The following is a 22393-nucleotide window of genomic DNA, read 5'->3' as shown; positions in this document are numbered from 1 at the left end:
GCGCCGCCGGTGGGTGGTCGGGGTGTGGCCAACGCCGGGCGCCCAAAGGGGGGTCTGAGCGGAACTTACCCCCCCGTATGCTGAACCACTTGGGGCCCCCCCCCCGGGGGGGGGGCCCCCATCGTCGTACTCACGCGATCAGATCAGTCGTTCTGCTTGCGGCGGTACAGCGCGAAGCCGAGGCCCGCCGCGCCCAGCGCCGCCATGCCGCCGCCGGCCGCGATCAGCGGGGTGCTCGCGGCGGCCGGGGTGACGCCTTCGGAGCCCGCCTTGACGCCGCCCTTGGGGACGACCGTGGTGGACGTCCCGGAGCCGGTCTTGTGCTGGGGCTGCTGCGTGGGCTGCGGCTTCGGGGTCGGCTTGGCCTTGCCCTCGACCCAGGACTTGATGGTGCCGTCCGGGTTGAGGACGACGTACAGGCCGTTGTTCTGGCCGGTCACAGACTTGCCGTTGGCGTCCAGCGTGTCGAGCTTGGCGCCGTGGGCGTAGATGTCGGCCTGGTAGTGGTTCTTGCCGAGCTTGTAGATCTTGGCCAGGGAGCCGTCGGCCAGCTTGGCGCTGCGTACGTAGACGCGCTTGCCGTCGGGCTGCGGCTTGGGCTTGGGCTTCGGGGCCGCCTTCTTGGTGATGGTGCCGTCGGCGGAGAGCGTGAAGGTGCAGCCGTCGATCTTGGTGCTCGCCGGGTTGATGTAGGCCTTCAGGGAGCCCTTGGGGGTGCCGTTGAGGGAGATGGACGCCTTGGCGGTGCGTGCGGACGCGTTGACGTCGACCTTCGCGGCCCAGCCGTTGCCGAGGTCGGTCACACCCTTGGAGACCCAGCCGCCGGGGACGGGCTTGTCCTTGTCCTTGTCCTTGTCCACCAGCTTGGCGGTGACCGTGCCGTCGGGGGTCAGGGTGAAGGTGTTGCCGTCGATGGTGGTGCTTGAGGCGCTCTCGTACGCGGTGAGCGAGCCCTTGGGAGCGCCGTCGAGGGATATGGATGCCTTGGCCGTGCGCGCGGAGGCGTTGACCTCGACGTCCGCGGTCCAGCCCTTGCCGAGGTCGGTCACGCCCTTCGACTCCCAGCTGCCGGGCTGCGGCGTCTCCGTGTCGGTGTCCGTACCCGGGTTCGTGTCCTGGTCCTGTCCCGGGTCCTGCGCCTGGTCCTGACCTTGGTCGTCCGTGGCGACCTGGTGATCCTGCGGGGTGGACGGCGCGTCCGCGGCGAAGGCGGCCGTGGTCGGGACGGCGAGGGCGGCGATCGCTCCGGTGGCGATGGCGGCGGTGCGGAAGGTACGGCGGGTGGCGCGCATAGCGGAGGTCCCTTGGTGCTTGGTGCTGGTCGGGCTGGCTGTCCGTCTTTGTGCCCCTTTGCGGTGGCTACAGACATGAAGCTACGGGCGCTGTGTGTGCGTCATCCGTAGGGAATGTAACAAAGAGCCGCATATGCCGACGCAGAACCGTAAATCGGTCAAAAGTGCAGGTCAGGGGCGCTTTGACCGAAGGTCATCGGTTGCCCGGGACCAAGGTCCCGCGTCACGCCGCCGGGGCGGGCGCGTCCCCCGCCCGCCCCGTCCGCAGCAGCCACTCCCCATAGGCGGGAGCCTGCCGCGCCGCCTCCCAGTAGGCGGCCTCCAGCTCGCCGTACACCGTGTCGAGCTCCCGCTCCGTACGCGCCGCCACGAGCAGTCGTACGCCGAGGGGGTCGCCGTGCAGCGGCCGGACCGCCATGTCGGGTCTCGCCCGCGAGGTCGGCTGGCAGACGGTGACCACCTCGCCGGTGGCGACGAGGGATGACGCGGTGAGGTAATCGCCGTGCAGGACACGGGGGTTGATCCCGGCCGCGCGCAGGACGCGGAGCAGCCCGTCCCACTCGCCGTCCACGGTCGGGTCGACCATCCACCGGTCGTCGGCGAGATCACTGAGGTGGACGACGGGCTGCGCGGCCGCCGGATGGTCGGCCGCGAGGAAGACGAACTGGGGCTCGCGCTGCACGAGCACCCGCGTGCGCAGTTCCTCGGGGAGCCGCAGCGGGCTGCCCTCCACCTCGTGCACGAAGGCGATGTCGAGCTGCCCGTCGGAGACCATGCGCAGCAGCGCGTTCGCGGACACGTCCATCTGGAGCGAGGTCTCGGTGCCGGGGGGCAGGTGGACGCGCAGCCGGCGCAGCCAGCCCGGTATGGCACGGCTTGCCGTGGAGCCGATGCGCAGCTGCCGGCCCTCGGCGGCGCGGGCGGCGGCCGCCTTGGTCTCGCTGATGAGCGCCCGCATCTCGCTGACGAGGGGGCGGGCACGGCTGAGGGCGACGCGGCCGAGCGGTGTCGGGCGGCAGCCGGTGCGTTCGCGGGCGAAGAGCTGGCCGCCGACGGCCTGCTCGATGCGCCGCAGCTGGGTGGTCAACGACGGCTGGCTCATGCCGAGTTGGCGTGCGGCCTTGTGCAGGCTGCCGGTGTCGGCGATGGCGCACAGCGCGCGGAGGTGCCTCACCTCGAGCTCCATGGTCAGTGAGCGTAGAGCGGCGAGCGGCGGCGCACCAGCCTCACAAACCCCACGGGAAGCACGCGAGTTGGGCGCGGCGCGAGCGCGGGTGATAGCCCGGCGCTATCGCCGATTGCCATCATCCCCAGACCCCCCTGGCTCCCCGACACTCCCCCTACCGAACCGTTCACCTTTCATCGAACGAGTAGGGAGCCCCCCACATGAACAAGCGTTACCTCTCGGTCGCGTCCGTCATCGGCCTCGCTGTCGCCGGTCTCGGCACGACGTCGGCGACGGCCGTGACCCCCACGCAGGCCTCCCCCTCCACCACCGCCGCGTACTCCCAGTACGCGGGCTCCGGTGAGGAGGCCGCGGCCAACAAGGCGTTCTTCGACGCCGTGTTGAAGTCGGTCGCGGAGAAGCGTGCGGCCAACCCCGGCGCGAAGCAGGTCACCGTGGTGTACGACGCCTCCGGTGCGCCGACCTTCGCGCAGCAGATAGCCAGCAGTACCTCCATATGGAACAGCGCGGTGTCCAATGTGAAGCTCCAGGAGGGGAGTGGCGGTGCGAGCTTCGAGTACCGCGAGGGGAATGACCCGCGTGGTTCGTACGCGAGCACGGACGGCCACGGCAACGGGTACATCTTCCTGGACTACGCGCAGAACCAGGAGTACGACTCGACGCGCGTGACGGCGCACGAGACAGGGCACGTCCTCGGTCTTCCGGACCACTACGAGGGCCCCTGCAGCGAGCTGATGTCCGGAGGCGGCCCCGGCACCTCCTGCACCAACTCGCAGCCGGACGCGAATGAGCGTGCGCGGGTCGACCAGCTCTGGGCCAACGGCCTGGCCAAGGCCCTGAACAAGCTGGACAAGCTGGACAAGGTGAGCTGATTCAGTGCCGGAGGGGCCAGAGACGGCCCCTCCGGCTCCTCAGGCTCCTCTGGCTCCTACCCCCGCGGCGATGCGATCGCCCGCGCGGCCGCCACCTCCTGGCGCAGCGGTTCAAGGACGCTGTCCTTGGGGCCCGTGAAGTCGGCCGAGACCTCCTCCAGGATGTCGGAGGACCGCATGCCCTGCGCCAGCTCCCGCAGCTGAGCGGCGACTTCGGCCACCTCCGCGGGAGCGGGCGGCGCCGCCCCATGCCGAATCCGCACCCGCGCGGCGGTGGTCGCGTCCACCACCCGCTCGACGGCGACCATCAGCGGCCACCACGCCGCGGCCCGCGTCCCCACCGGTGGCGGCTCGGTCAGCGCCCGCTGGAACTCCGTACGGATGACGGAGAGATCCCGGTAGAGGCGGCGCCGCATCCGCGCCCGCGCCGCCGGGTCCTCGGTGGCGCCGAACGCGCACTCCACGTACGAAGCCGTATCGGCCACCGCGTCCGCGAGCCGGTCCCCGATCCGGGTGTGCCAGCTCTCCGGCCAGAGCAGATACCCGGCCACCAGCGAGATCGCGCAGCCGATCAGGCTGTCGACGAGGCGCGGCACGACGAGCCCGAACCCCTGGTGGTTCAGGATGTCCGACAGGAGCAGGATCACCGGGGTGATCGCGGCCGTCTGGTAGCCGTAGCCGCGCGGGGTGAGCGCCGGGATGAGCGCGGCGAGGACCATCATCACCGGCACGTCCCACCAACCCCGCGGCACCTCCGCGAGGACCGCCGCCGCCACCACGAGCCCCGCCACCGTGCCGAGCGCCCGCAGCACCGCGCGCGAGAAGACCGAGCCGAAGTCGGGCTTGAGGACGAAGGTGACGGTGAGCGCCACCCAGTACGAGCGCGGCACCTCGATGAGGGAGACCAGGGACTGCGCGATGCCGATGCAGAGCGCCAGCCGCAGGCCGTAGCGCCAGGACGCGCCGGTCAGCAGGACGTTGCGGGCCGCGCGGCGGGCGCGTACGCGCAGGGCCGCGGGGCGGCCGAGGCGGTCGTCGACGTTGACGATGCCGTGCGGGTCGGGGTCGTTGAGGGTCTCGGCGACGTGGCGCAGCGCGTGGTCGACGGCGCGGGCGGCGGGGTTGCCCGGCTCGGGGAGCACCGGCTCGGGGACGGTCACGCCACCCGGCCCGGCGACCACGTCCGCGAGCCGCCGCACCTCAGCGGGGACCTCCGGCGACAGCGGGACCCCGCACTGGTGCGCGGCGGGCGCGGCCTCGACGACCGAGGTGATCGCGTTCAACTGGGCGATCATGCGCACCAGTTCGGGGTTGCGGCCGTGCGAGCGGGTGCGGCGGGCGAGGACCAGGTCGTACGACTGGTTCAGCGAGGCCGTGACGGCGGTGCGCGCATCGCCGTACCCGTCCGTGCCCGCGGCTTCGAGCAGCGCGGCCACGCTGCGGTACGTGTCGGCGACGGCGGCCCGCTCCGGGACGCCGGACCGCATCGGCCAGGCGAGCAGCGCGAGGGCGAGGACGAGCAGCCCGCCACTGGTCATCAGGACGGGGGCGAGCCACCATTCCCCCGGCATCGGAAGTCCCGCCCCCACCACGGAGTTGAGCAGCAGGAGCAGCCCCGACACGGAGGCGACGGCGCCGATCGTCGACATCATCCCGGAGACGAGGGCGACGAGCGTGACGACCCCGACCGCGACCCAGCCGTGCCCGAAGACGAGCGAGCCGACGGTGACGCCGAGGGCGCCGAAGAGCTGCGGCACGGCGATGTTGTAGATCCGCATGCGGTACGCGTCGGCGGTGTCGCCGATGACGCCGGAGAGCGCGCCCATGGAGGCGAGCGCTCCGTAGGCGGGCTTGCCGGCCGCGAGGCCGATGACGAGCGGCAGCGCCATCGCGACGGAGGCGCGGGCGACCGCGGCCCACGGGACGGGCGCGGACTGCGGCTTGAGCGTCCTGACCAGCCAGCCGGGCGGGGTGAGTGTGCTCAGGGGGCCCGCGGGGCCGGGTGATTCGGGACGGGGCATGCGCCCATTATCGCCGCTTTGCGCGACTTGCCCGGACCTCAGCGGTCCTGTTCCTGCCGATGCAGCGTCAGGTCCACCACGAGCGCCCGGTGGTCCGTGTCGCCGATCTCCAGGAAGCGGGCGTCACGGGCCGAGAAGTCCGGGGTGGCGAGCACATGGTCGATCTGGGTGCCCAGCGGGGACATCAGGGCGGCCGGCCAGCTGGGGGTGCGGGCGGATCCCGCGAGCCGGGCTGCGTCGCGCAGCCCGCCCGTGTCGAGGATGTCGCGGAAGGCGGCGTGGTCCTGGGTGGCGTTGAAGTCGCCCCCGATGATGGTGGAGCCGCCCTTGCCCGCGGCGGCGTAGTCGCGAAGACCGGCGAGCTCGGAGCGCCATACGCCGACCTGCTCGGGCAGCGGCGGCATCGGGTGGGCGAGCTGGACGCGGATCTCGTGGCCGTCCTTCAGCTCGGCCACGGCGCCGGGCATGCCCAGGGTGCCGGGGATGCCGCTGGCCTTCTTCAGCGGGAACCTGCTGACGATGAGTGAGCCCTCGGCGCCGCTCGCCTCGCTGCCGCTGCGGTACGGGTACTCGGCGCGGGGCAGCTCGTCGCGGAGCGTGTCGGAGCAGGTGTAGTCGCACTCCGGGACGAAGAGCAGGTCCGGCTTCTCCTTCCGGACGGCGTCCACAAGACCCGGCGTCCCGCGCCCGAACTCGACGTTGGACGCCATGACGCGGATCTCGGCGACGGCGGGCCCGTCCGGGGCGTCGGCCCGGCCGTAGGGCTCCAGGAACCAGGCGACGCCGCCGAGGGCGAGTACTCCCCACACCAGGCCGATGCGCCACCTCGCCAGGGCGGCCAGGAGCAGCGCGGCGACGGTCGGGGCGAGGAGCCAGGGGAGGAAGGCGAGGAGCTGCGGGACGGGGGTGAAGCCGTCGGAGTCGGCGACGCGGAAGCCGAGGAGGCCGGTGACGCCGGTCAGGAGCAGGGCGGCGAGGCAGGCGGAGCCCCGGCTCCGGAGCCGCCGCCGCGCCGGCTCGCCGCCCTCCGCCCGGTCCTCCTGCCGCCCTGCCGCTGCCGCCGTCATGCTGTCCAAGGACCGGCCTCTCCGTAGGGGTGGTTCTCGAATCTTCCCTGAGAGACGGATGGATGCGGGGAAAGGGTTCCTTTTCCCCGGTCGCCGGCGCCGGCGCCAGATGGGCCTCAGATGGCACCAATTCGCCGCTCAAGTGGCGTCGCGACGACACCGCCGCGAACGTCCCCGCCAGCCAAGACCTCGTCTCCAGAGGTGCTGTTCCCTGCTTAGGCGCAGAAGAATCCCCAGTTCAAAGGCGTGTTCACGATCAAAGTGCCAATGTGGCTCGCAATGGCGCTGCTGATGCGCCATCATGGCGTCACGGAGCTCACGCCCTACGTCACGGAGGACCTCATGTCGTACGAGCCGACGGTCACCGGCAGCGCCGCCGATGGGCCGCCCACCCTGCCCACCGACCGGCACACCGGCTGCCCCTTCGACCCGCCCGCCGGACTCACCGCGCTGAGCGACCGGCCGCTGCGCCGCATGCGCTACGCCGACGGACACCTGGGCTGGCTGGTCACCGGCCATGCCATCGCCCGCGAGCTCCTTGCCGACCCGCGCATCAGCTCCCGCTACGAACTCCTGCACCTGCCGGAGCCGGTGCCGGGCCACACGGGGGACGTACCGCCGGCGCCCGTCGGCGACATCATCGGCCTCGACGCCCCCGAGCACACCCGCTACCGGCGCCTGCTCGTCGGCAAGTTCACCGTCCGCAGGATGCGCCGACTCGCCGAGCGGGTCGAGCAGTTGACCGCCGAGTGCCTGGACGCCATGGAGCAGGCCGGGCCCACGGCCGACCTGGTGGAGGCGTTCGCGCACCCCGTGCCCGCGCTCATGATCTGCGAGCTGCTCGGTGTGCCGTACGCCGACCGGGATCGCTTCAACGGCCACGTGGCGACCATCTTCGACCAGGCGGCGGAAGCGGAGGCGAAGGGCGAGGCCTATACGGAGCTGCTCAAGTACCAGGGCGAGCTCGTCCTCGCCAAGCGCGCCGAGCCCACCGACGACCTGCTCAGCGATCTGACCACATCCGACCTCACCGACGAGGAACTGGCCGGAATCGGCGGGCTGTTGCTGGCCGCCGGGCTCGACACCACCGCGAACATGCTCGGCCTCGGCACCTTCGCCCTGCTGAGCAACCCCGACCAGCTGGACGCCCTGCGCGCCGACCCCGCACTCGCCGAGCAGGCCGTGGAGGAACTGCTCCGCTACCTCAGCGTCGCCGACCCGCTCCTTCGGTCGGCGCTGGAGGACATCGAGGTGGCGGGCCAAGTCATCAAGGCGGGCGAGACGGTGACGATCTCCGTGCAGGCCGCCAATCGCGACCCGCACAGGTTCCCCGACCCCGACCGCCTCGACATCCACCGCAAGGCCACCGGGCACCTGGCCTTCGGCCACGGCCCCCACCAGTGCCTGGGCCAGCAGCTCGCCCGCGTGGAGATGACGGTCGCGTTCCCCGCGCTGCTGGCCCGCTTCCCCGGACTGCGCCTTGCGGTGCCGCCGGCGGAGGTGCGGATGCGCGAGCACGCCAACATCTACGGACCGGCAGCGCTGCCGGTCACTTGGACGGACTCGGCGGCGCCGGTGACCGACGGCGCCGCAGCAGCCACACGGCGACCGCGGTAGCAAGACCCACCCCCAGAATCACCCACGCCGCCACCCGCAGCGCATGCGTCAAGGCGTCGTAGACCGACCCCGCCGCCGCCCTGGAGGCGGTGGCGGGGAGGTCGTCCAGGGTGATGCCGCGGGTCACCGTGACGGCCAGGGCGAGGAAGGCCCCCGCGAGGGCCGTGCCGAGGGACGTGAGGATGACGGCCCGGCGGCGGTGCAGGGCCAGGAGGATGCCGGCCATGGCGAGCAGCACCGCGGCGAGCGGGAGCCAGAGGCCCGCGACGTGGAGGGGCACGCCGCCAACACAAAGCCCCGGTCGCGCGATACGCGACCGGGGCGACTGCAGATGGGGCAAGTGCTTCCCGCTCCTGGGCTACTTCCCGCTCCCGGGCTACTTGCCGTAGCTCCTGAGGTTCTTGCCATTGCCCCTGGGCTACTTGCGGTTGTAGAGCCGCATCGTCACCGGACCGAAGACCGCGACGAGCAGCACCGCCCAGCCGAGCGCCCAGACCAGCGACGAGCCCGGTGACGTACCCGCCATCAGATCGCGGACGGCGGAGGCGACATGGGTGATCGGGTTGTTGTTGACGAAGGCCTGCAGCCAGCCCGGCATCGTCTCGGGCTTCACGAAGATGTCGCTGAGGAACGTCAGCGGGAACAGCACCATCATGCTGACGCCCATCACCGACTTCTCGGTGCGCAGCAGGAGCCCGAACATCGTCCACACCCACGAGAAGGCGAACGAGAAGACCAGGAGCAGCAGCACTCCGGCGAGGACGCCTAGGGCGCCGCCGTCCGGGCGGAAGCCGATGATCATGCCGACGGCCAGCATGACCAGGGACGCGATGGCGTAGCGCAGCATGTCGCCGAGCAGGTAGCCGACCATCACCGAGGGGCGCCAGATCGGCAGCGTACGGAAGCGGTCGAAGACGCCCTTCTCGATGTCGATGTTCACCGAGACGCCCGTGTACATCGTGATCATGACGACGGACATCACGAGGATGCCCGGCAGCAGGTACTGGATGTACTCGCTCGGCGATCCGGCGAGCGCCCCTCCGAAGAGGTACGTGTACATGAGGACCATCATGATCGGGAACGCCGTCACGTCGAAGAGCTGCTCCGGCACATGCTTGATCTTGAGCATGGCCCGCCAGCCGAACGTCAGGGACGCGGCGAACGCGCTGGGGCGCTGCGGCCGGTCACCGGCGATCAGGAGCTCGGCGAGGGACTCGGCCTTGACCGGCGCGAGGTCCTGGGCCTCGGATGTGGTGGTCGCGGTGCTCATGCCGATGCCTCTTCCTTCGCCGTGCCGGCAGTTCCAGCCGTGCCCGTCATGTGGTGCGGGGTGCCGGTCAGGGCGAGGAAGACCTCGTCCAGGCTCGGCTGGCCCAGCGAGAAGTTGTCGACGGTGATCCCGGCGTGGGCCAGTTCCGCGAGCGCCCGGGACGCCTTCTCGGCCGCGCCCCTGCCGTTGCGCTCGCCGTTGCCGACGCGGGCGGTGAGCGCGACCGGGTCCGGCTCCAGCTGGACCTCCGCGTCGAGCGCGATCCGCAGCACCTTCTCGGCATCGGCCCGCTGCTCCGCGTCCCGCAGCCGCACATGCACGGAGCCCGCGCCGACCGACGCCTTCAGCTCGCCCTTGGTGCCCTCGGCGATGACCTTGCCGTGGTCGATGACGGCGATGCGGGATGCGAGGTGATCGGCCTCGTCCAGGTACTGGGTGGTGAGCAGAACGGTCGTCCCATGCCCGACGACGGCCCGCACGATGTCCCAGACCTGATTGCGGCTGCGCGGGTCGAGCCCGGTGGTGGGCTCGTCGAGGAACAGCAGATCAGGCGTGTTCAGGATGGATGCCGCGATGTCGATGCGGCGCCGCATGCCGCCGGAGTAGTTCTTCACCTGGCGGGTGGCCGCGTCGCTCAGCCCGAAGGCTTCGAGGAGTTGCGCCGACCTGTCGTACGCCGCCTTCTTGCCATGTCCCGTGAGGCGGCCGAGCAGCACCAGGTTCTCGGTGCCGGTCAGGTCCTCGTCGACCGACGCGTACTGACCGGTCAGGCTGACCCTGCTGCGTACGGCGTCGGCCTCGCGCACGACGTCATGGCCGAACACGTGGGCGTCGCCCCCGTCGGGCCGCAGCAGGGTGGCGAGCATCTTCACCGTGGTGGTCTTGCCTGCGCCGTTCGGGCCGAGCAGGCCGTACACGGTCCCGGCCGGGATGGTGAGGTCCACACCGTCCACGGCGCGGGTGTCGCCGAAGGTCTTCACCAGGCCCGCGGTCTCGATGGCCACGCTGTTCATGTCCGTACGCCCTCTCCAGGTCAGTGCGTTCCGTTACGAGGTCAGACTTGCGCCGCGGCGCAAACTCATCGCCCGGTGGAGCGTTGGTCCGAACGGGTGTTTGCTGGAAGGTGGGGAGGAGGGGTGGAGGGGTGGAGGGGGAGCGGGGGATCGAGGAGGTCGATCATGCGGACCACTCCGGCCGTTCTGGGAACCCTTGCCGCCGCGCTCCTGACCGGTGGCTCGCTCGCACTCGGGGGTGCGTCCCCAGCATCCGCCACAACAGCGGACGGCGACAACCACAATCGCCATCACGCCGTGATCTGGGGGAAGGTCGTCTCGCCCGGCGACCTGAAGGTGCGGGACGCGCCGTCCACCGGCGCCACGATCGTCGACCGTCTTTCGTCGGGCAGCCAGGACCGGGTCGAGTGCCGGACGAAGGGTACGAGCGTCTTCGGCAACACGTGGTGGTACTGGCTCGGCGGTGCGCAGGGCTGGGCGAGTGCGGAGTACATCGACGTGGGCGGGAGGCATGTGCCGAGCTGTGCGGTGCCGCCGGATGATCCCTGCCCGCAGCACAAGCCGTGCTGTGACCCGTGTCCGGACGGCTGCAACCGCTACCACTGATGCCGTCGAGTTGCCTCTCGGCGGGTGCGGGTGTGCCCTGGTACTGGGGCGAAAGAGTCTGGAGGACCCGTCATGGCACATGCGGCACCGACTTCACCCACCTCACCCGCTTCATCCGCACCGCGGATCCTGGCCGGGTCCGGCACGACCTGGGCCGGTGTCTCGGCCGTGGTCATGGGCTTTCTGTACGGCATCGTGGTGGTCCAGCGGGACGCCGGTTCGGTCGCGGACGGCAACGCCTGGCTCGGCATCGTCACCGGTGTCCTCTTCGCCGCCCTCTTCATGGGCGTCTACGCGATGGCGCCCCGCCTGCCGCGCGAACTGCGCGCGACGGCGTGGGCGACCTTCGCCGGTGTGACGTTCGGTTACGTGTACAGCCAGGGGATGCCGGGCCCGTCCGTCCTGCGCTCCACGATCATGGCGCTCGGCATCGCGACGGCGGTGTTCATGGTGACGTTCTACCGCTACTACACGCGCGAGACGGACTGAGCAGGGCCGCCCCTACAGCACCGCCAGGTCCACCGCCCGAGCCATCGCCCGGTACCCCGCGTCGTTCGGGTGCAGGTGGTCCCCGCTGTCGTACTCGGGAGCGATCCGCTCCGGATCCGCGGGATCCGCAAGGGCCTTGTCGAAGTCGACGTACGCGTCGTACTCGCCGGAACTCCGCACCCAGGCGTTGAACTCCTCGCTCACCGCGGCCGCCCGCTCGCCGTAGTGGTCGGAGCCCCCCAGCGGCAGCAGCGTCGCGCCCACCGCCTTGACGCCCTTCGCGTGCGCCGCGCGGATCAGCGCCCGGTGGCCCGCGATGAGTTCCGCCGCGCTGACCTTCGGCGCGGGCTTGTACGTCGGGGTGTCGCTCTCGCTGAAGCCGATGTCGTTCACGCCCGCGAGGACGAGCACCGTGCCCACCCCCGGCAGGTCGAGCGCGTCGCGTCCGATCCGCGCCGTGCCCCGCTCGCCGTACCAGGCGGAGTCGTTGAGGACGAGATTGCCGCCGATGCCCGCGTTGAGCACGGGCCGCGGCGTGCCCTCCTCGGCGAGGCGTTCGGCGAGGGCGTCGGACCAGCGGCGGTTGCGATCGGTGGAGGAGGCGAAGCCGTCGGTGATGGAGTCGCCGAAGAGCACGATCCCGTCCCTGTTCCCGTCCCCGCGGCGGGACTTCTGCCCGCCCACATCCACCCCGGAGAGGAAGTACCAGGACTCCGTCGACGCGTCGAACGCCGACGCCCCCGTGTCCCCGGTGTGCTCACCCTCCGCCCGGTAGCTCGTCGCGAACGACTGCGCGTGGAACGTCGCAGGGCCGGTCGTCCGCGCCAGATGCAGCGTGACCGTCACCGAGTCGAAGGCCTTCAGGTCCAACCCGGCCTTGTCGCTGGAGAGTTGGCCGTGCGCCGGGATCGAGACCGACCGCCTCCCCTCGAAGGTGAGCCGCCGCAGCGAGCCTTCCTCGACCGCGGCCCCCTTCTTCGTACGGGCGATGGTCGCGCCGGCGATGTGCAGCGGGGACGTGCCGTACGCGTTGGAGAGCCGGATGCGTGCCCTGTCGCCGCCCTCGGTGACGCGGACGACCTGGCGCAGGGTCTGGCCGGAGAAGCCGTCCTCCGACCAGTTCGGCTTGAAGCCGGTGCTGGCGCGCTGCGGTGACGCGGCCCACGCGGCGGTCCAGGCCGCCTCCTTGCGGGGTTCGTGGCCGGCGGAGGCCTGCGCGCCGGTGACGGCGAGGCCCGCCGTCAGGGCGAGGGCGGCGGTGGCGGCGACAGCGGACTTGCGGGTACGCGAAAGCATGGAAATCTCCGGGGAGTTGAGGAAGGAAGCGCATGCGGTCCGTGGCGAACCGGACTCCTCAAAGATCCGCCGACATCCCGGCCCGATCAACGGCGATCCATGAAACGATTACCGCGCTCAGACTTATCGATGCAGGTCAGGCACGGTTCACCGGGAGGGCACGTGGAGCGGCAGGAGCTCGAAACCTTTCTCACGCTCGCCGAGGAGCTGCACTTCGGCCGCACCGCCGAGCGCCTCCTCCTCTCCCAGGCCCGCGTCAGCCAGACCGTGAAGCGCCTTGAGCGCAGGATCGGCGCCCCGCTCTTCGAGCGCACGAGCCGCAGGGTGCGGATGTCTCCCCTCGGCCGTCAGCTGTACGACGATCTCGCCCCGCTGCACAGCGAGATGGAGGCCGCGCTCGCCCGCGCCAAGGGCGTGGCGCGCGGCGTCGACGGCGAGTTGACCATCGGCTTCCTCGGCTCCGGCGCCGGCACGCTGACGAGCGCGATCCTGGAGACGTTCCGCGAGCGCCGCCCGCGCTGCGAGGTGCGGATGCGCGAGACCCAGTTCGAGGACCCGCTGGGCGCGCTGCGCGGCGGCACGGTCGACGTCCTGTTCACCTGCCTGCCGGTGGAGGAGCCGGACCTGACGGTCGGCCCCGTCGTCATCAACGAACCCCGCGCGCTCGCCGTGCCGCTCGGCCACCGCCTCGCCGGGCGGGCGAGCGTCTCCCTGGAGGAGCTGGCGGGCGAGACGTTCTTCGGCGTGGTCAACGGCGCACCCGCCTACTGGTGGGACTTCCACGTCCCGCCGCGCACGCCGAGCGGCCGCCCGATCCGCCGCGGCCGCTCCGTCGCCGGCTTCCAGGAGCTGATGACGCTGGTGGCCACGGGGCAGGGCATTTCGCCGGTGGTGGCATCCGTGGAGAAGTACTACGCGCGCCCGGACATCACCTTCGTACCCCTGCACGACGTCCCGTCGGCGGACGTCGCGCTGATCTGGCGCACGGCGGCGGGCGCGAATCCGCGCGTCGACGCGTTCATCGAGGCGGTCCGCGACACGGTCGAGGCAAACGGCGGCCCGGCCCCCTTCTAGCCCGGTCTGCGGCGATCATTCCGTGCGTGAACGCTCTGAGCTATTCCGCCGCATTCATCACCTTCTTCTCCGTCGTCGGCCCGCCCAAGGTGCTGCTCGCCTTCGGCGGCCTCGCGCACAACCATCAGGTCACCGAACTCCGGAAGATCGCCCTCGTCTCGTCGGCCGCCGCCGTACTGGTGGGCCTGGTCGCGGGGATCACCGCGCCGTGGCTGCTCGACCTCTTCCACATCAGCACGCCCGCGCTCCAGCTCGCGGGCGGCCTCATCTTCTTCATCTACGCCGTGGGGCTCGTCCTCGGAATCCACCTCGGCTCGGACGGCTCGGACCAGGACGCGTCCGATCTCGTCAGCGGCGTACGGCAGTTGCTGATGCCGTACATCGTGAGTCCGCTCGCCATGACGGCCGTGCTCATCGAGGCGGCGGCCCGCGACTCCTGGTCATGGCGGTCGACGGTCGTCGGCGCGTACGTGACCGTGATCGCCATCGACCTGGTCTGCGTGATCATCCTCGCCCGCCTCATGCGCGGCACGCACCACGCGACCGTCGAACTCTTCGGGCGGCTGCTCGGCCTGCTGCTCGCCGCCGTCGGCGTGGACCTGGTCCTCGACGGACTCCTGGCACTCGGCGTGCCGGGCCTTGAGCGCGAGTGACGGGTCGAAGTGCCTGGCTCAGGGGGTGACCACGCCAAACGACCTGTCCGGCTTCGTGGCGTACGACAGAAGGCGGGCAAACAGCTCCGGATCGCCCTCGGTCACGATCCCGCCAAGCCCCTTCCCCGCCAGTACGCCGAGGAGTTGGGGCTTGTTGAGGGTCAGCGTGAGCCCCGCCGATGTGTGCGGGAACTCGCCGAACGGGGTGTCCCGGTGGGTGAGCGCGCCATTGTGCAGGGTCAGGCGGTGGCGGTGCTGTTCGTCGGTGAGGACGAGGTCGATGGTGAGGCTCTCGTCCCAGGCGCGCGGTCCGTCGATGGTGACCGCGATCGAGTCGATGAGCTGCTCGGTGGTGAGCGCCATCGCCACCTCGGGGTTGGCCAGATCGAGCTCGTTGGAGCCGGGCCCCTGGCGCAGTTCGAGGGCGGACGTCAGATAGAAGTTGCGCCAGGTGCCGTTCTCGGCCCCGCGTCCAAGGCGCTCGTACACGCCTGCCAGGGCCTCGCGCGCCGCCGTGTTCCCGGAGTCGGCGAAGACGATGTGATTGAGGAGCGTGGCGGCGAACCGCAGATCACCCGCGTCGATGTACGCCCGAGCCTTGGCAAGCGCCTCATCCGCACCGCCCGCCAACTCCACATAACGACGGGCCAGTTCCTCCGGCGGATGCTCCCAGAGATGCGCGGCGTTGCCGTCGAACCAGCCCAGATAGCGCTGGTAGATCGCCTTCACGTTGTGGCTGACCGAGCCGTAGTAGCCGCGCGCGTGCCAGGCCCGCTCCAGGGCGGGCGGCAGCTTCAGTTCCTCGGCGATCTCGGGGCCCGTCAGCCCCTGGTTGATCATCCGCAGCGTCTGATCGTGCAGATACGCGTACAGATCCCGCTGCTCGGCGAGGAACCGCACCACGTTCCGCCGGCCCCACGTCGGCCAGTGGTGCGAGGCGAAGGCGACGTCGTACGTCTCGTCGAAGAAGCCGATGGCCTCGTCGAGGTAGCGGGACCAGACGCGGGCGTCGCGGACCACGGCACCGCGCAGGGTCAGGATGTTGTGCATGTTGTGCGTGGCGTTCTCGGCCAGGCACAGGGCGCGCTTGTCGGGGAAGGAGAAGTTCATCTCGGCGGGCGCCTCGGTCCCCGGCGTGAGCTGGAAGACCATGCGTACGCCGTCGACCACCTCCTCCTGGCCGGTGCGCGTGACGTCCACGGTCGGCGGGATCAGAGTGAACGTGCCGGTCGACGTAGTCATGCCAAGCCCCGCGCCGATCTGCCCGTCGGGCGACTTCGGCAGCCGGTCGCCGTACATGAAGCTCGCGCGCCGTGTCATGGCCGGGCCCGCGTAGACGTTCTCGCTGACCGCGTGCTCAAGGAACCCCTTGGGCGCCAGGATCGGTACGCCGTCGCCGATGCCCCGCGGCAGGACGCCGCGCGAGCCGCCGAAGTGGTCGGCGTGCGAGTGCGTGTAGATGAGGCCGGTGACGCGGCGGTCCCCGCGGTGCTCGCGGTAGAGCGCGAGGGCGGCGGCCGCGCACTCGGCGGAGATCAGCGGGTCGATGACGATGACGCCGCGGTCGCCCTCGACGAGGGTCATGTTCGCCAGGTCGAGGCCCCTGACCTGGTAGATCCCCTCGGTGACCTCGTACAGGCCCTGCCGCGCGCACAGCTGGGCCTGCCGCCACAGGCTGGGGTTGGCGCTCTCGGGGCAGTCACTCCTGAGGAACCCGTACGCGTCGTTGTCCCAGACGACCCGCCCGCCGTCCGTCCTGATCACGGCCGGTACGAGCGCGCCGAGGAACCCGCGGTCGGCGCTCTCGAAGTCGGCGGTGTCGTCGAAGGGGAGGTTGCTCGCGGGGTCGCTGGCGCTGGCACTCATGGTGCGGTTCCGTTCGACGGAGCGGCGGGGTCAGGGTGCGTAGGGATCGCGACCGGTGTCGCCCGGGGTCCCGGATCCGCCTGCGCCGGTGCCACCAGGAGTGCTCCAACTCCCCGTGCTCCCGCTCGACTTGGCGGTCGACTGGGCTGTCGACTGGGCTGTCGACTTGGCAACCCTGCCCGCGTCGTCACGGTCCGAGCGGTCCGAGCGGTCCGAGCGGTCCGTGCACAGCGCCCAGATGACGAAGACGCCGATCGCGATGGAGATGAAGGCCCACACGGGCTGGTACGGCAGCCACATGAACTGCATGAGCACCGAGACCGTGGCCACCGCTACGCCGGTCGCCCTGCCCCAGGACGTGCCCTTCAGGATCCCGTAGCCGACGACGGCCACCAGGACGCCGAGGACGATGTGGATCCAGCCCCAGGCGGTCAGATTGAACTTGTAGACGTAGTCCCCGATGCGCTCGTACACGTCGTCCTTCGCGACGGCCGCGATGCCTTCGAGGATGCCGAGGATGCCGTTCATGAGCATCAGCACACCGGCGAACATGGTGCCGCCGGATGCCCAGAGATTCTCGGCGCTCGCACCTCGGCGGGGCGCGCCGCCTGCGCCTCCGGACGGGGGATTGCTGGACGCGCTGCTCATGGCCGCCCCTCTTTCTGTCTGTACAGGTGTGTCCGAGCCTGGGACGGCCGCCGGGGCCCCGCGACCGGGCCTGGGCCGTTGGAGTGACCGGTCCGCCACCGGGGCATCTACATACATCAGACTGGTACATGGGCTATCGTTGGTACATGTCCATGAAGCGAACCAACGTGTATGCGGACCCAGAGGACCTGGCGATCATCAAGGAGGCGGCCAAGAGACGGGGCATAAGCGAGGCCGAGATCATCCGGCAGGGCATCCATCTCGCCGCCATGGCCAATCGCGTCTGGGACGAGCCGCTGTTCTCCCGGACCTTCGCGGGGCCGGGGCGCACCCTGGCCAAGGGTGAGGTCCGTGACGCCGTGGCCGACGCCGTGACGCGTGAAGCCGAGCCCGGACCCGGAAGTGCCGCGTGATCATCGTCGTCGCCGACACCTCCGGCCTGCTGGCCGCACTCGACTCCACGCACCCCGAGTGCGAGGCGGCACAGGAAGCGATCATGTCCGCCGGGCTCCTGGTCATGTCCCCGCTGCTGCTCGCCGAACTCGACCACGTGGCCACCCGTGAACTCGGCCGCGAGGCCGCTGTCAGCGCGGTCGACGACATCCGGGGCTGGATGCGCCGGGGCAGGGTCGTCGCCCCGGAGATCACCGAGGGCCACCTGGGCATCGCCCAGTCCGTACGGGCCCGCTACCGGTCGCTCGACCTCGATCTCACCGACGTGGTGAACGTGGCCCTCGCCGCCGAGTACGACACCGACGCGATCCTCACCCTCGACCGTCGTGACTTCCGTGCCGTACGCCCGCTCGGCCGGCACAAGGCGTTCCGCGTTCTGCCGGACGACCTTCCCCTCTGACGTCGTCCGGGGCTCAGGACGCCTCCGCCACGGCCCGCGTGATCTCGGCGGCCATCCTGCGGATACCGGGTGAACGCGTCGGGCAGGGGCGGGACTTGGGTGTCGTCGGGGCCAGGCAGAAGTGCAGGTAGTCGTCCGCTCGGTGCAGGGCCGTGCGGTTGCCGGAGTCCGTGCAGTACTCCGGGTGTTCCCGCTCGTACGCCGTGCACGGCAGCTTCTCGACCCAGGTGTATCGGTCCGATGCCGGGGCGACCGTGCCGCCCGCGTCGGCCACGCGTCCGCCCGAGGCCCTCGCCTGCCTCTCGTAGATGCCGTTCACGCGCCGCACGCGGTCCGGCGTGATCGGGTCGGGGCCCTGCAGCACCCACACCACACGGGGCCCGTCCGCCCCGGCCGCCGCGTCGATCTGCGCGGCCAGCGCCTTCGCGTCGGCCGCGTACCGCTCGAAGTATTTCTCGCGCTGCTTGTCGTACGTGATGCCGTCCATGCACGGCGTATAGCCCCACGCGTTGCCCCAGAACTGCAGCACCACGACATCCGGCCGCTCCGCGCGCACCAGGGCGGCCGCCTTGTGCTTGTCGGGGACGAGGGAGTCCTTGCCCGTGTCGTCGAGGTAGTCGCAGAGGGTGGTGCCGGAGTAGGGCGCGCTGCGGTAAGCCGCGCCCAGCTCGTCGCGCAGGAGCTCGCCCAGGACGTTCTGGTTCTCCATGGCGAGGGAGTCGCCGAGGTAGAGCACCTTCGGGGCCTTCGGCCGGGGCTTCTCGGCGGCGCGCTGCTGCGTGGTCGACGGCAGCGGCCCGGAGGGTTCGGCCGGGCGCTCGGCCCGGGGGGCGTCGGCCGGCGCGGCCCCCGGGCCGGAACCCGGGTCGCCACATGCCCCGAGCAGCAGTACACCGGCGATGACCCCACCGATCCACGGCTTGCGCATACGTCAACTCCCGCCCCAGCGACCGAAAGGGTCCCCCAGGCAAGCACAGTCGCACCCGTGTGAGAAGACACGGGGCAGCGTCCTGGCGCGTTCGCATTACCCCGGACGTAATCGACCCCTGCGCGGCGGCCCGGCAAGCTCAACTCATCGCCACACCAAGCCGGTTGGCCGGTTGGCCGGTCGGCCGGCCAGCCGGTCGGCCACTAAATCGCAGGAGGCTGAATTTCATGACCGCACACGACACCGCCGCGTACGAGACCGCCGTCGCCCGCTACTTCGAGGCCTGGAACGCCGAGAGCGCCGACGACGTGGCCAAGGCCGTGGCCGCCGCCTGGACCGAGGACGGCACCTACACCGACCCGCTGGCCGACGTCTCCGGGCACGCCGCCCTCGCCGCCGTGATCGCCGGGGCGCACGAGCAGTTCCCCGGCTTCACGTTCCGGCTGACCGAGGGCTCGGTCGATGGCCATCACCACATCGCGCGCTTCGGGTGGGAGTTGGTCTCCGTGGCCGACGGGTCCGCCCCTGTCGCCGGGTTCGACGTCATCGCGCTCGCCGACGACGGCCGCATCCGCACCGTGCACGGATTCCTGGACCGCGTGCCGACGGACTGAACGGCCTGTACACCTGAATGGATTGCAGTTCGTTCCACGAACTAATATGGTTCGTGGAACGAACTACTTCCTCTTCGGGTCACCAGGAGCGAGAACCATGAGTCGTGCAACAACTGCTGGACAGGCCGGCCGTCGTACCGTCGCGGTCATCGGTGGCGGATACGGCGGCGCCTCGGTCGTCAAGGCCCTGGACGACGAGGCCGACGTCGTCCTCATCGAGCCCAAGGACGCCTTCGTGCACGCGGCCGGATCACTGCGGGCCCTGGTCCGGCCCGACTGGGCGGGCGACAACATGTTCTTCCCGTACGACAGGCTGCTGCGACGCGGCACGGTCATACGGGAGCGGGCCGCGTCGGCGGACGTCGCCGGCGTCACCCTGGAATCCGGGGCGCGCGTGGACGCCGACTACGTCGTCCTGGCGTCGGGTTCCGGGTATCCCTTCCCGGCCAAGACGGATACGGATGTGACCAGCGAGGCGCTTGAGCGCATCCATGCCGCGCACGATGAACTCTCACGCGCGCAGAGGGTGTTGCTCGTGGGGGCCGGGCCCGTCGGGCTTGAGCTGTCGGGTGAGATCAAGGCGGTCTGGCCGGAGAAGCAGGTGACGGTCATCGACCCGGCCGAGCAGCTCATGCCGGGATTCCTGCCGGAGGTGCGCGAGGAGCTGCACCGTCAACTCGATGTGCTGGGCGTCGACTTGAGGCTCGGTACCGCGCTCGCCGAGGAGCCGCCGGCGGAGCCGGGCCGTACGAAGACCTTCACCGCGGCGACGACCGACGGCGGTTCCGTCACCGCCGACCTCTGGTTCCGCTGCTACGGCGTACGTGTCAACGGTGGTTACCTCGGGGCCTTCGCCGCCGCCCGTACCCCGCAGGGCCAGATCCGGGTCACCGAGACGCTCAACGTCATCGGTCACGACCACATCTACGCGCTCGGCGATCTGACCGCCCTCGCGGAGGCCAAGATGGCGGGGTACGCGATGAAGCACGCCGAGGTGATCGCGGAGAACATCACCGCCCAGCTGCGCGGCGAGGGGCCTACGGCCACCTACACCCACGCGCCGACCCCCTCCGTCCTGCTTCCGCTGGGCCCGGACGGAGGTGTGGGTCAGGTGCCGACGCCGGACGGGCCGACGGTTCTCCCGGCGCAGGCGGTCAGCGAGTACAAGGGCAAGGACCTCTTCGCTGGGCGTTTCGCGGAGCTGTTCGGCACGGCGTGACCCGGGGGGCTGTCTCAGTCGGCGAAGACGGCGGGCACCTTGTTGTCCCGCACCACGCGGGCGAGGAGCTCGACGAGCTTGGCGCGCTCGGCCTCGCTGAAGCCGACCGGCAGCTCGTCGACGCGGCGGCAGGTCTCGGCGTAGAACGGCTCGACGACGCCGCGGCCCTTCGGGGTGAGCGCCACCTGGACCGCCCGTCCGTCCCGGGGGTCCGGCTCGCGCCGCACGAGCCCGTGCTGGGCGCTCCGGTCCACCAGCCCCGTGAGGCTCGACTTCGCGAGCCCGAGCATGGTGCCGAGCTCGCTCATCCCGAGCGGCCGGCCCATCAGGACGCACAGCAACTGCCCCTGCTGAGCGGTGAGGCCGTACTCCCGGGCGGCCTCCGCGTACACGGCGTTCACCAGGAACGAGGAGCGCACCAGTGCGGTCGCGATCCTCATCTCTTCACCCTCGGAATTCCCCATTGCCTCAGAATACGGCAGGGCGGCGTGATGAGATTCGTACCACGAACTACTTACTGAGAAGGGTGTGTGAGGGGCATGGCTGAAAAGGTGCATTTCGGAGTCGGGATCAGTACGGCCGTGGACGAGATCGAGGAGACGCTGCGGCTCGCGGTCCGCGCGGACCGGTCGGGCCTCGACCTCTTCACGGTCTCCGACCACCCCTACTACGGCGCCCGCCTCGACGCGTACGCCCAGCTTGGTTTCGTCCTCGGCCGTACGGAGTCCATCGCGGGCCTGGTGAGCGTGACCAACCTGCCGAGCCGCCCCGCGCCGATGCTCTCGCGCACGGTGACCTCGCTGTCCGCGCTGTCGGGCGGCCGGATCGTGCTGGGCATGGGCGTCGGCGGCCTCTGGGACGAGATCACCCGACTCGGGACGCCGCGCCTTGGCCCCGGGGCGGCGGTCCGCGCCTTCGAGGAGGCGATCACGCTGGTGAAGCTCCTGTCGGGCGGTGGCGATCCGGTGACCTTCGACGGTGAGTTCTACCAGGTCACCGGTCTGGAACCGGCTGCCGCCGCGGCCGCCCCGGTCTGGACGGGCTCGGTCGGCCCGAAGTCCCTCGCCGCCACCGGCCGGGTGGCCGACGGCTGGATCCCGGGCCACGCGGCGGACTGGCTCAGCCCCCGCTACCGCGAGTCCCGCCCCGTCATCGACGAGGCGGCGGCAGCGGCGGGCCGGTCCCCCGATGACATCGCCACGGTCTACAACATCCCCGGCGTCATCACCGAGACCCCGCTGGCCACCACCCGCGATGCCGAGGGCCGCTGGCTCGGCGGCTCGGTCGCCCAGTGGACGGAAGAGCTGACCGGCGCCGTGCTCGAACACGGCGCGTCCGGAATCATCCATTTCCCGGTGGGCGACGCCCCGTTGGACGTCTCACTCGGCCGCTGGGCAGAGGAGATCGTCCCGGCGGTACGGGCGGCTACCGGGCCACGTACTGGGTGAGGATCGCCTGCACCTCGTAGATGTCGACGCCCTTGGTGAAGGTCTTCTGGATCGGCTCATGGCCGCCCGAGATCCAGATCTTCAGCTCGGCGTCGAGATCGAAGTGCCCGGCGGTCTCCACCGCGAAGTGCGTGATGCTCCGGTACGGAACCGAGTGGTACTCGATCTTCTTGCCGGTTATCCCCTGTTTGTCGACGAGGACGAGCCGCCGGTCCGTGAAGAGCATCGTGTCGCGGATCAGCAGATACGCGGCCTGCACCTGCTCACCGTGCCCGAGCAGCCGCGCGTAATCCTGCTGCGCCTTGCCCGGATTGATCGTGTGCGCGTTCCCGAACAGTGCCATGACGATCCCCCATGTGGT

23 protein-coding genes and 1 pseudogene are annotated in these 22393 nt (G+C 70.7%); 11 read left to right on the top strand and 13 right to left on the bottom strand.

The window, feature by feature from the left end:
* Nucleotides 1-143: 143 nt before the first annotated feature.
* Both ACFWY6_RS09580 and ACFWY6_RS09575 read right to left on the bottom strand, forming a co-directional pair.
* Entirely contained in the window at nucleotides 144-1292 is a 1149-nt protein-coding gene (locus ACFWY6_RS09580) for a hypothetical protein (RefSeq protein WP_384687646.1), read from the bottom strand.
* Between the two features lie 223 nt (nucleotides 1293-1515).
* Entirely contained in the window at nucleotides 1516-2478 is a 963-nt protein-coding gene (locus ACFWY6_RS09575) for a LysR family transcriptional regulator (RefSeq protein ID WP_384687645.1), read from the bottom strand.
* 200 nt (nucleotides 2479-2678) lie between these two features.
* Between ACFWY6_RS09575 and snpA the strand changes: the two genes are divergently transcribed.
* On the top strand, nucleotides 2679-3350 hold the full coding sequence (snpA, locus tag ACFWY6_RS09570; RefSeq protein WP_384687644.1) for a snapalysin: 672 nt from the start codon (nucleotides 2679-2681) through the stop codon (nucleotides 3348-3350).
* Nucleotides 3351-3406: 56 nt separating this feature from the next.
* Here snpA and ACFWY6_RS09565 read toward each other — a convergent pair whose 3' ends face one another.
* Entirely contained in the window at nucleotides 3407-5371 is a 1965-nt protein-coding gene (locus tag ACFWY6_RS09565) for an FUSC family protein (RefSeq protein ID WP_384687643.1), read from the bottom strand.
* Between the two features lie 38 nt (nucleotides 5372-5409).
* Entirely contained in the window at nucleotides 5410-6438 is a 1029-nt protein-coding gene (locus ACFWY6_RS09560) for an endonuclease/exonuclease/phosphatase family protein (protein ID WP_384687648.1), read from the bottom strand.
* A gap of 342 nt (nucleotides 6439-6780) precedes the next feature.
* Here ACFWY6_RS09560 and ACFWY6_RS09555 point away from each other — a divergent pair, with 342 nt between their 5' ends.
* Entirely contained in the window at nucleotides 6781-8055 is a 1275-nt protein-coding gene (locus ACFWY6_RS09555; protein ID WP_384687647.1) for a cytochrome P450, read from the top strand.
* Here the strand turns inward: ACFWY6_RS09555 and ACFWY6_RS09550 are convergent.
* From ACFWY6_RS09550 to ACFWY6_RS09540, 3 genes are all read right to left on the bottom strand, one after another.
* Nucleotides 7988-8335, bottom strand: coding sequence for a hypothetical protein (locus ACFWY6_RS09550; RefSeq protein ID WP_384687642.1), 348 nt, complete (start codon nucleotides 8333-8335; stop codon nucleotides 7988-7990). The two genes, ACFWY6_RS09555 and ACFWY6_RS09550, sit on opposite strands and share 68 nt — an antisense overlap.
* 138 nt (nucleotides 8336-8473) lie before the next feature.
* Nucleotides 8474-9325, bottom strand: a complete 852-nt coding sequence (locus ACFWY6_RS09545) for an ABC transporter permease (RefSeq protein WP_384687641.1) — start codon at nucleotides 9323-9325, stop codon at nucleotides 8474-8476.
* Complete coding sequence (locus tag ACFWY6_RS09540; protein ID WP_384687640.1) at nucleotides 9322-10338, bottom strand: ATP-binding cassette domain-containing protein; 1017 nt, start codon at nucleotides 10336-10338, stop codon at nucleotides 9322-9324. The genes ACFWY6_RS09545 and ACFWY6_RS09540 overlap by 4 nt, the downstream gene beginning before the upstream one ends.
* A gap of 165 nt (nucleotides 10339-10503) precedes the next feature.
* Between ACFWY6_RS09540 and ACFWY6_RS09535 the strand changes: the two genes are divergently transcribed.
* Both ACFWY6_RS09535 and ACFWY6_RS09530 read left to right on the top strand, forming a co-directional pair.
* Nucleotides 10504-10944 (top strand): SH3 domain-containing protein, encoded by a 441-nt coding sequence (locus ACFWY6_RS09535; RefSeq protein ID WP_384687639.1) that lies wholly within the window; start codon nucleotides 10504-10506, stop codon nucleotides 10942-10944.
* Between the two features lie 72 nt (nucleotides 10945-11016).
* Nucleotides 11017-11433 (top strand): hypothetical protein, encoded by a 417-nt coding sequence (locus ACFWY6_RS09530; RefSeq protein ID WP_384687638.1) that lies wholly within the window; start codon nucleotides 11017-11019, stop codon nucleotides 11431-11433.
* A 12-nt stretch (nucleotides 11434-11445) separates the two neighbouring features.
* Here the strand turns inward: ACFWY6_RS09530 and ACFWY6_RS09525 are convergent, their stop codons facing one another.
* Nucleotides 11446-12729, bottom strand: a complete 1284-nt coding sequence (locus ACFWY6_RS09525; protein ID WP_384687637.1) for an SGNH/GDSL hydrolase family protein — start codon at nucleotides 12727-12729, stop codon at nucleotides 11446-11448.
* Nucleotides 12730-12891: 162 nt separating this feature from the next.
* On the opposite strand from ACFWY6_RS09525, the gene ACFWY6_RS09520 reads away from it, so the two are divergent.
* Both ACFWY6_RS09520 and ACFWY6_RS09515 read left to right on the top strand, forming a co-directional pair.
* Entirely contained in the window at nucleotides 12892-13803 is a 912-nt protein-coding gene (locus ACFWY6_RS09520; RefSeq protein WP_384687636.1) for a LysR family transcriptional regulator, read from the top strand.
* A gap of 26 nt (nucleotides 13804-13829) precedes the next feature.
* Nucleotides 13830-14456 (top strand): MarC family protein, encoded by a 627-nt coding sequence (locus tag ACFWY6_RS09515; RefSeq protein WP_384687635.1) that lies wholly within the window; start codon nucleotides 13830-13832, stop codon nucleotides 14454-14456.
* Nucleotides 14457-14474: 18 nt separating this feature from the next.
* Here the strand turns inward: ACFWY6_RS09515 and ACFWY6_RS09510 are convergent, their stop codons facing one another.
* Together ACFWY6_RS09510 and ACFWY6_RS09505 are read right to left on the bottom strand one after the other, a co-directional pair.
* Entirely contained in the window at nucleotides 14475-16322 is a 1848-nt protein-coding gene (locus ACFWY6_RS09510) for an alkyl/aryl-sulfatase (RefSeq protein ID WP_384687634.1), read from the bottom strand.
* Nucleotides 16323-16535: 213 nt separating this feature from the next.
* Nucleotides 16536-16970: pseudogene (locus tag ACFWY6_RS09505) on the bottom strand (hypothetical protein); the annotation flags it as partial.
* 146 nt (nucleotides 16971-17116) lie between these two features.
* Here ACFWY6_RS09505 and ACFWY6_RS09500 point away from each other — a divergent pair.
* Both ACFWY6_RS09500 and ACFWY6_RS09495 read left to right on the top strand, forming a co-directional pair.
* Nucleotides 17117-17383 (top strand): CopG family transcriptional regulator, encoded by a 267-nt coding sequence (locus ACFWY6_RS09500; RefSeq protein ID WP_384687633.1) that lies wholly within the window; start codon nucleotides 17117-17119, stop codon nucleotides 17381-17383.
* Nucleotides 17380-17823 carry a PIN domain-containing protein gene (locus tag ACFWY6_RS09495; protein ID WP_384687632.1) on the top strand — a complete coding sequence of 148 codons (444 nt, stop codon included), beginning with the start codon at nucleotides 17380-17382 and terminating at the stop codon, nucleotides 17821-17823. Before ACFWY6_RS09500 ends, ACFWY6_RS09495 begins: the two co-directional genes overlap by 4 nt.
* 13 nt (nucleotides 17824-17836) lie before the next feature.
* On the opposite strand, the gene ACFWY6_RS09490 is transcribed toward ACFWY6_RS09495, so the two are convergent.
* Nucleotides 17837-18751 carry an SGNH hydrolase domain-containing protein gene (locus ACFWY6_RS09490; RefSeq protein ID WP_384687631.1) on the bottom strand — a complete coding sequence of 305 codons (915 nt, stop codon included), beginning with the start codon at nucleotides 18749-18751 and terminating at the stop codon, nucleotides 17837-17839.
* Between the two features lie 227 nt (nucleotides 18752-18978).
* On the opposite strand from ACFWY6_RS09490, the gene ACFWY6_RS09485 reads away from it, so the two are divergent.
* The gene (locus ACFWY6_RS09485; RefSeq protein WP_384687630.1) at nucleotides 18979-19365 is read left to right on the top strand and encodes a nuclear transport factor 2 family protein; all 387 of its coding nucleotides are present in this window, start codon (nucleotides 18979-18981) and stop codon (nucleotides 19363-19365) included.
* 97 nt (nucleotides 19366-19462) lie between these two features.
* Nucleotides 19463-20584 carry an NAD(P)/FAD-dependent oxidoreductase gene (locus tag ACFWY6_RS09480; RefSeq protein WP_384687629.1) on the top strand — a complete coding sequence of 374 codons (1122 nt, stop codon included), beginning with the start codon at nucleotides 19463-19465 and terminating at the stop codon, nucleotides 20582-20584.
* Between the two features lie 14 nt (nucleotides 20585-20598).
* Here the strand turns inward: ACFWY6_RS09480 and ACFWY6_RS09475 are convergent, their stop codons facing one another.
* On the bottom strand, nucleotides 20599-21024 hold the full coding sequence (locus tag ACFWY6_RS09475) for a MarR family winged helix-turn-helix transcriptional regulator (RefSeq protein ID WP_266864217.1): 426 nt from the start codon (nucleotides 21022-21024) through the stop codon (nucleotides 20599-20601).
* A 99-nt stretch (nucleotides 21025-21123) separates the two neighbouring features.
* Between ACFWY6_RS09475 and ACFWY6_RS09470 the strand changes: the two genes are divergently transcribed.
* Entirely contained in the window at nucleotides 21124-22032 is a 909-nt protein-coding gene (locus ACFWY6_RS09470) for an LLM class flavin-dependent oxidoreductase (RefSeq protein ID WP_384687628.1), read from the top strand.
* Here ACFWY6_RS09470 and ACFWY6_RS09465 read toward each other — a convergent pair.
* Entirely contained in the window at nucleotides 22010-22375 is a 366-nt protein-coding gene (locus ACFWY6_RS09465) for a PH domain-containing protein (protein WP_266864213.1), read from the bottom strand. The two genes, ACFWY6_RS09470 and ACFWY6_RS09465, sit on opposite strands and share 23 nt — an antisense overlap.
* Between the last annotated feature and the right edge of the window lie 18 nt (nucleotides 22376-22393).

It is taken from the genome of Streptomyces sp. NPDC059037, from assembly GCF_042740015.1.
In the GTDB taxonomy this organism is placed as follows: domain Bacteria; phylum Actinomycetota; class Actinomycetes; order Streptomycetales; family Streptomycetaceae; genus Streptomyces.
Note: the sequence above shows the minus strand (reverse complement) of the source record. Positions and strands in the feature narration are given on the sequence as shown.

What these genes read in the sequence shown, in the direction of transcription:
- ACFWY6_RS09555 (WP_384687647.1), top strand. Translation starts at nt 6,781, where the DNA reads ATGTCGTACGAGCCGACGGTCACCGGCAGCGCCGCCGATGGGCCGCCC.
- ACFWY6_RS09485 (WP_384687630.1), top strand. Translation starts at nt 18,979, where the DNA reads ATGACCGCACACGACACCGCCGCGTACGAGACCGCCGTCGCCCGCTAC.
- ACFWY6_RS09545 (WP_384687641.1), bottom strand. Translation starts at nt 9,325, where the DNA reads ATGAGCACCGCGACCACCACATCCGAGGCCCAGGACCTCGCGCCGGTC.
- ACFWY6_RS09510 (WP_384687634.1), bottom strand. Translation starts at nt 16,322, where the DNA reads ATGAGTGCCAGCGCCAGCGACCCCGCGAGCAACCTCCCCTTCGACGAC.
- ACFWY6_RS09530 (WP_384687638.1), top strand. Translation starts at nt 11,017, where the DNA reads ATGGCACATGCGGCACCGACTTCACCCACCTCACCCGCTTCATCCGCA.
- ACFWY6_RS09575 (WP_384687645.1), bottom strand. Translation starts at nt 2,478, where the DNA reads ATGGAGCTCGAGGTGAGGCACCTCCGCGCGCTGTGCGCCATCGCCGAC.
- ACFWY6_RS09525 (WP_384687637.1), bottom strand. Translation starts at nt 12,729, where the DNA reads ATGCTTTCGCGTACCCGCAAGTCCGCTGTCGCCGCCACCGCCGCCCTC.
- snpA (WP_384687644.1), top strand. Translation starts at nt 2,679, where the DNA reads ATGAACAAGCGTTACCTCTCGGTCGCGTCCGTCATCGGCCTCGCTGTC.
- ACFWY6_RS09480 (WP_384687629.1), top strand. Translation starts at nt 19,463, where the DNA reads ATGAGTCGTGCAACAACTGCTGGACAGGCCGGCCGTCGTACCGTCGCG.
- ACFWY6_RS09560 (WP_384687648.1), bottom strand. Translation starts at nt 6,438, where the DNA reads ATGACGGCGGCAGCGGCAGGGCGGCAGGAGGACCGGGCGGAGGGCGGC.
- ACFWY6_RS09565 (WP_384687643.1), bottom strand. Translation starts at nt 5,371, where the DNA reads ATGCCCCGTCCCGAATCACCCGGCCCCGCGGGCCCCCTGAGCACACTC.
- ACFWY6_RS09490 (WP_384687631.1), bottom strand. Translation starts at nt 18,751, where the DNA reads ATGCGCAAGCCGTGGATCGGTGGGGTCATCGCCGGTGTACTGCTGCTC.
- ACFWY6_RS09535 (WP_384687639.1), top strand. Translation starts at nt 10,504, where the DNA reads ATGCGGACCACTCCGGCCGTTCTGGGAACCCTTGCCGCCGCGCTCCTG.
- ACFWY6_RS09500 (WP_384687633.1), top strand. Translation starts at nt 17,117, where the DNA reads ATGTCCATGAAGCGAACCAACGTGTATGCGGACCCAGAGGACCTGGCG.
- ACFWY6_RS09470 (WP_384687628.1), top strand. Translation starts at nt 21,124, where the DNA reads ATGGCTGAAAAGGTGCATTTCGGAGTCGGGATCAGTACGGCCGTGGAC.
- ACFWY6_RS09475 (WP_266864217.1), bottom strand. Translation starts at nt 21,024, where the DNA reads ATGAGGATCGCGACCGCACTGGTGCGCTCCTCGTTCCTGGTGAACGCC.
- ACFWY6_RS09580 (WP_384687646.1), bottom strand. Translation starts at nt 1,292, where the DNA reads ATGCGCGCCACCCGCCGTACCTTCCGCACCGCCGCCATCGCCACCGGA.
- ACFWY6_RS09540 (WP_384687640.1), bottom strand. Translation starts at nt 10,338, where the DNA reads ATGAACAGCGTGGCCATCGAGACCGCGGGCCTGGTGAAGACCTTCGGC.
- ACFWY6_RS09465 (WP_266864213.1), bottom strand. Translation starts at nt 22,375, where the DNA reads ATGGCACTGTTCGGGAACGCGCACACGATCAATCCGGGCAAGGCGCAG.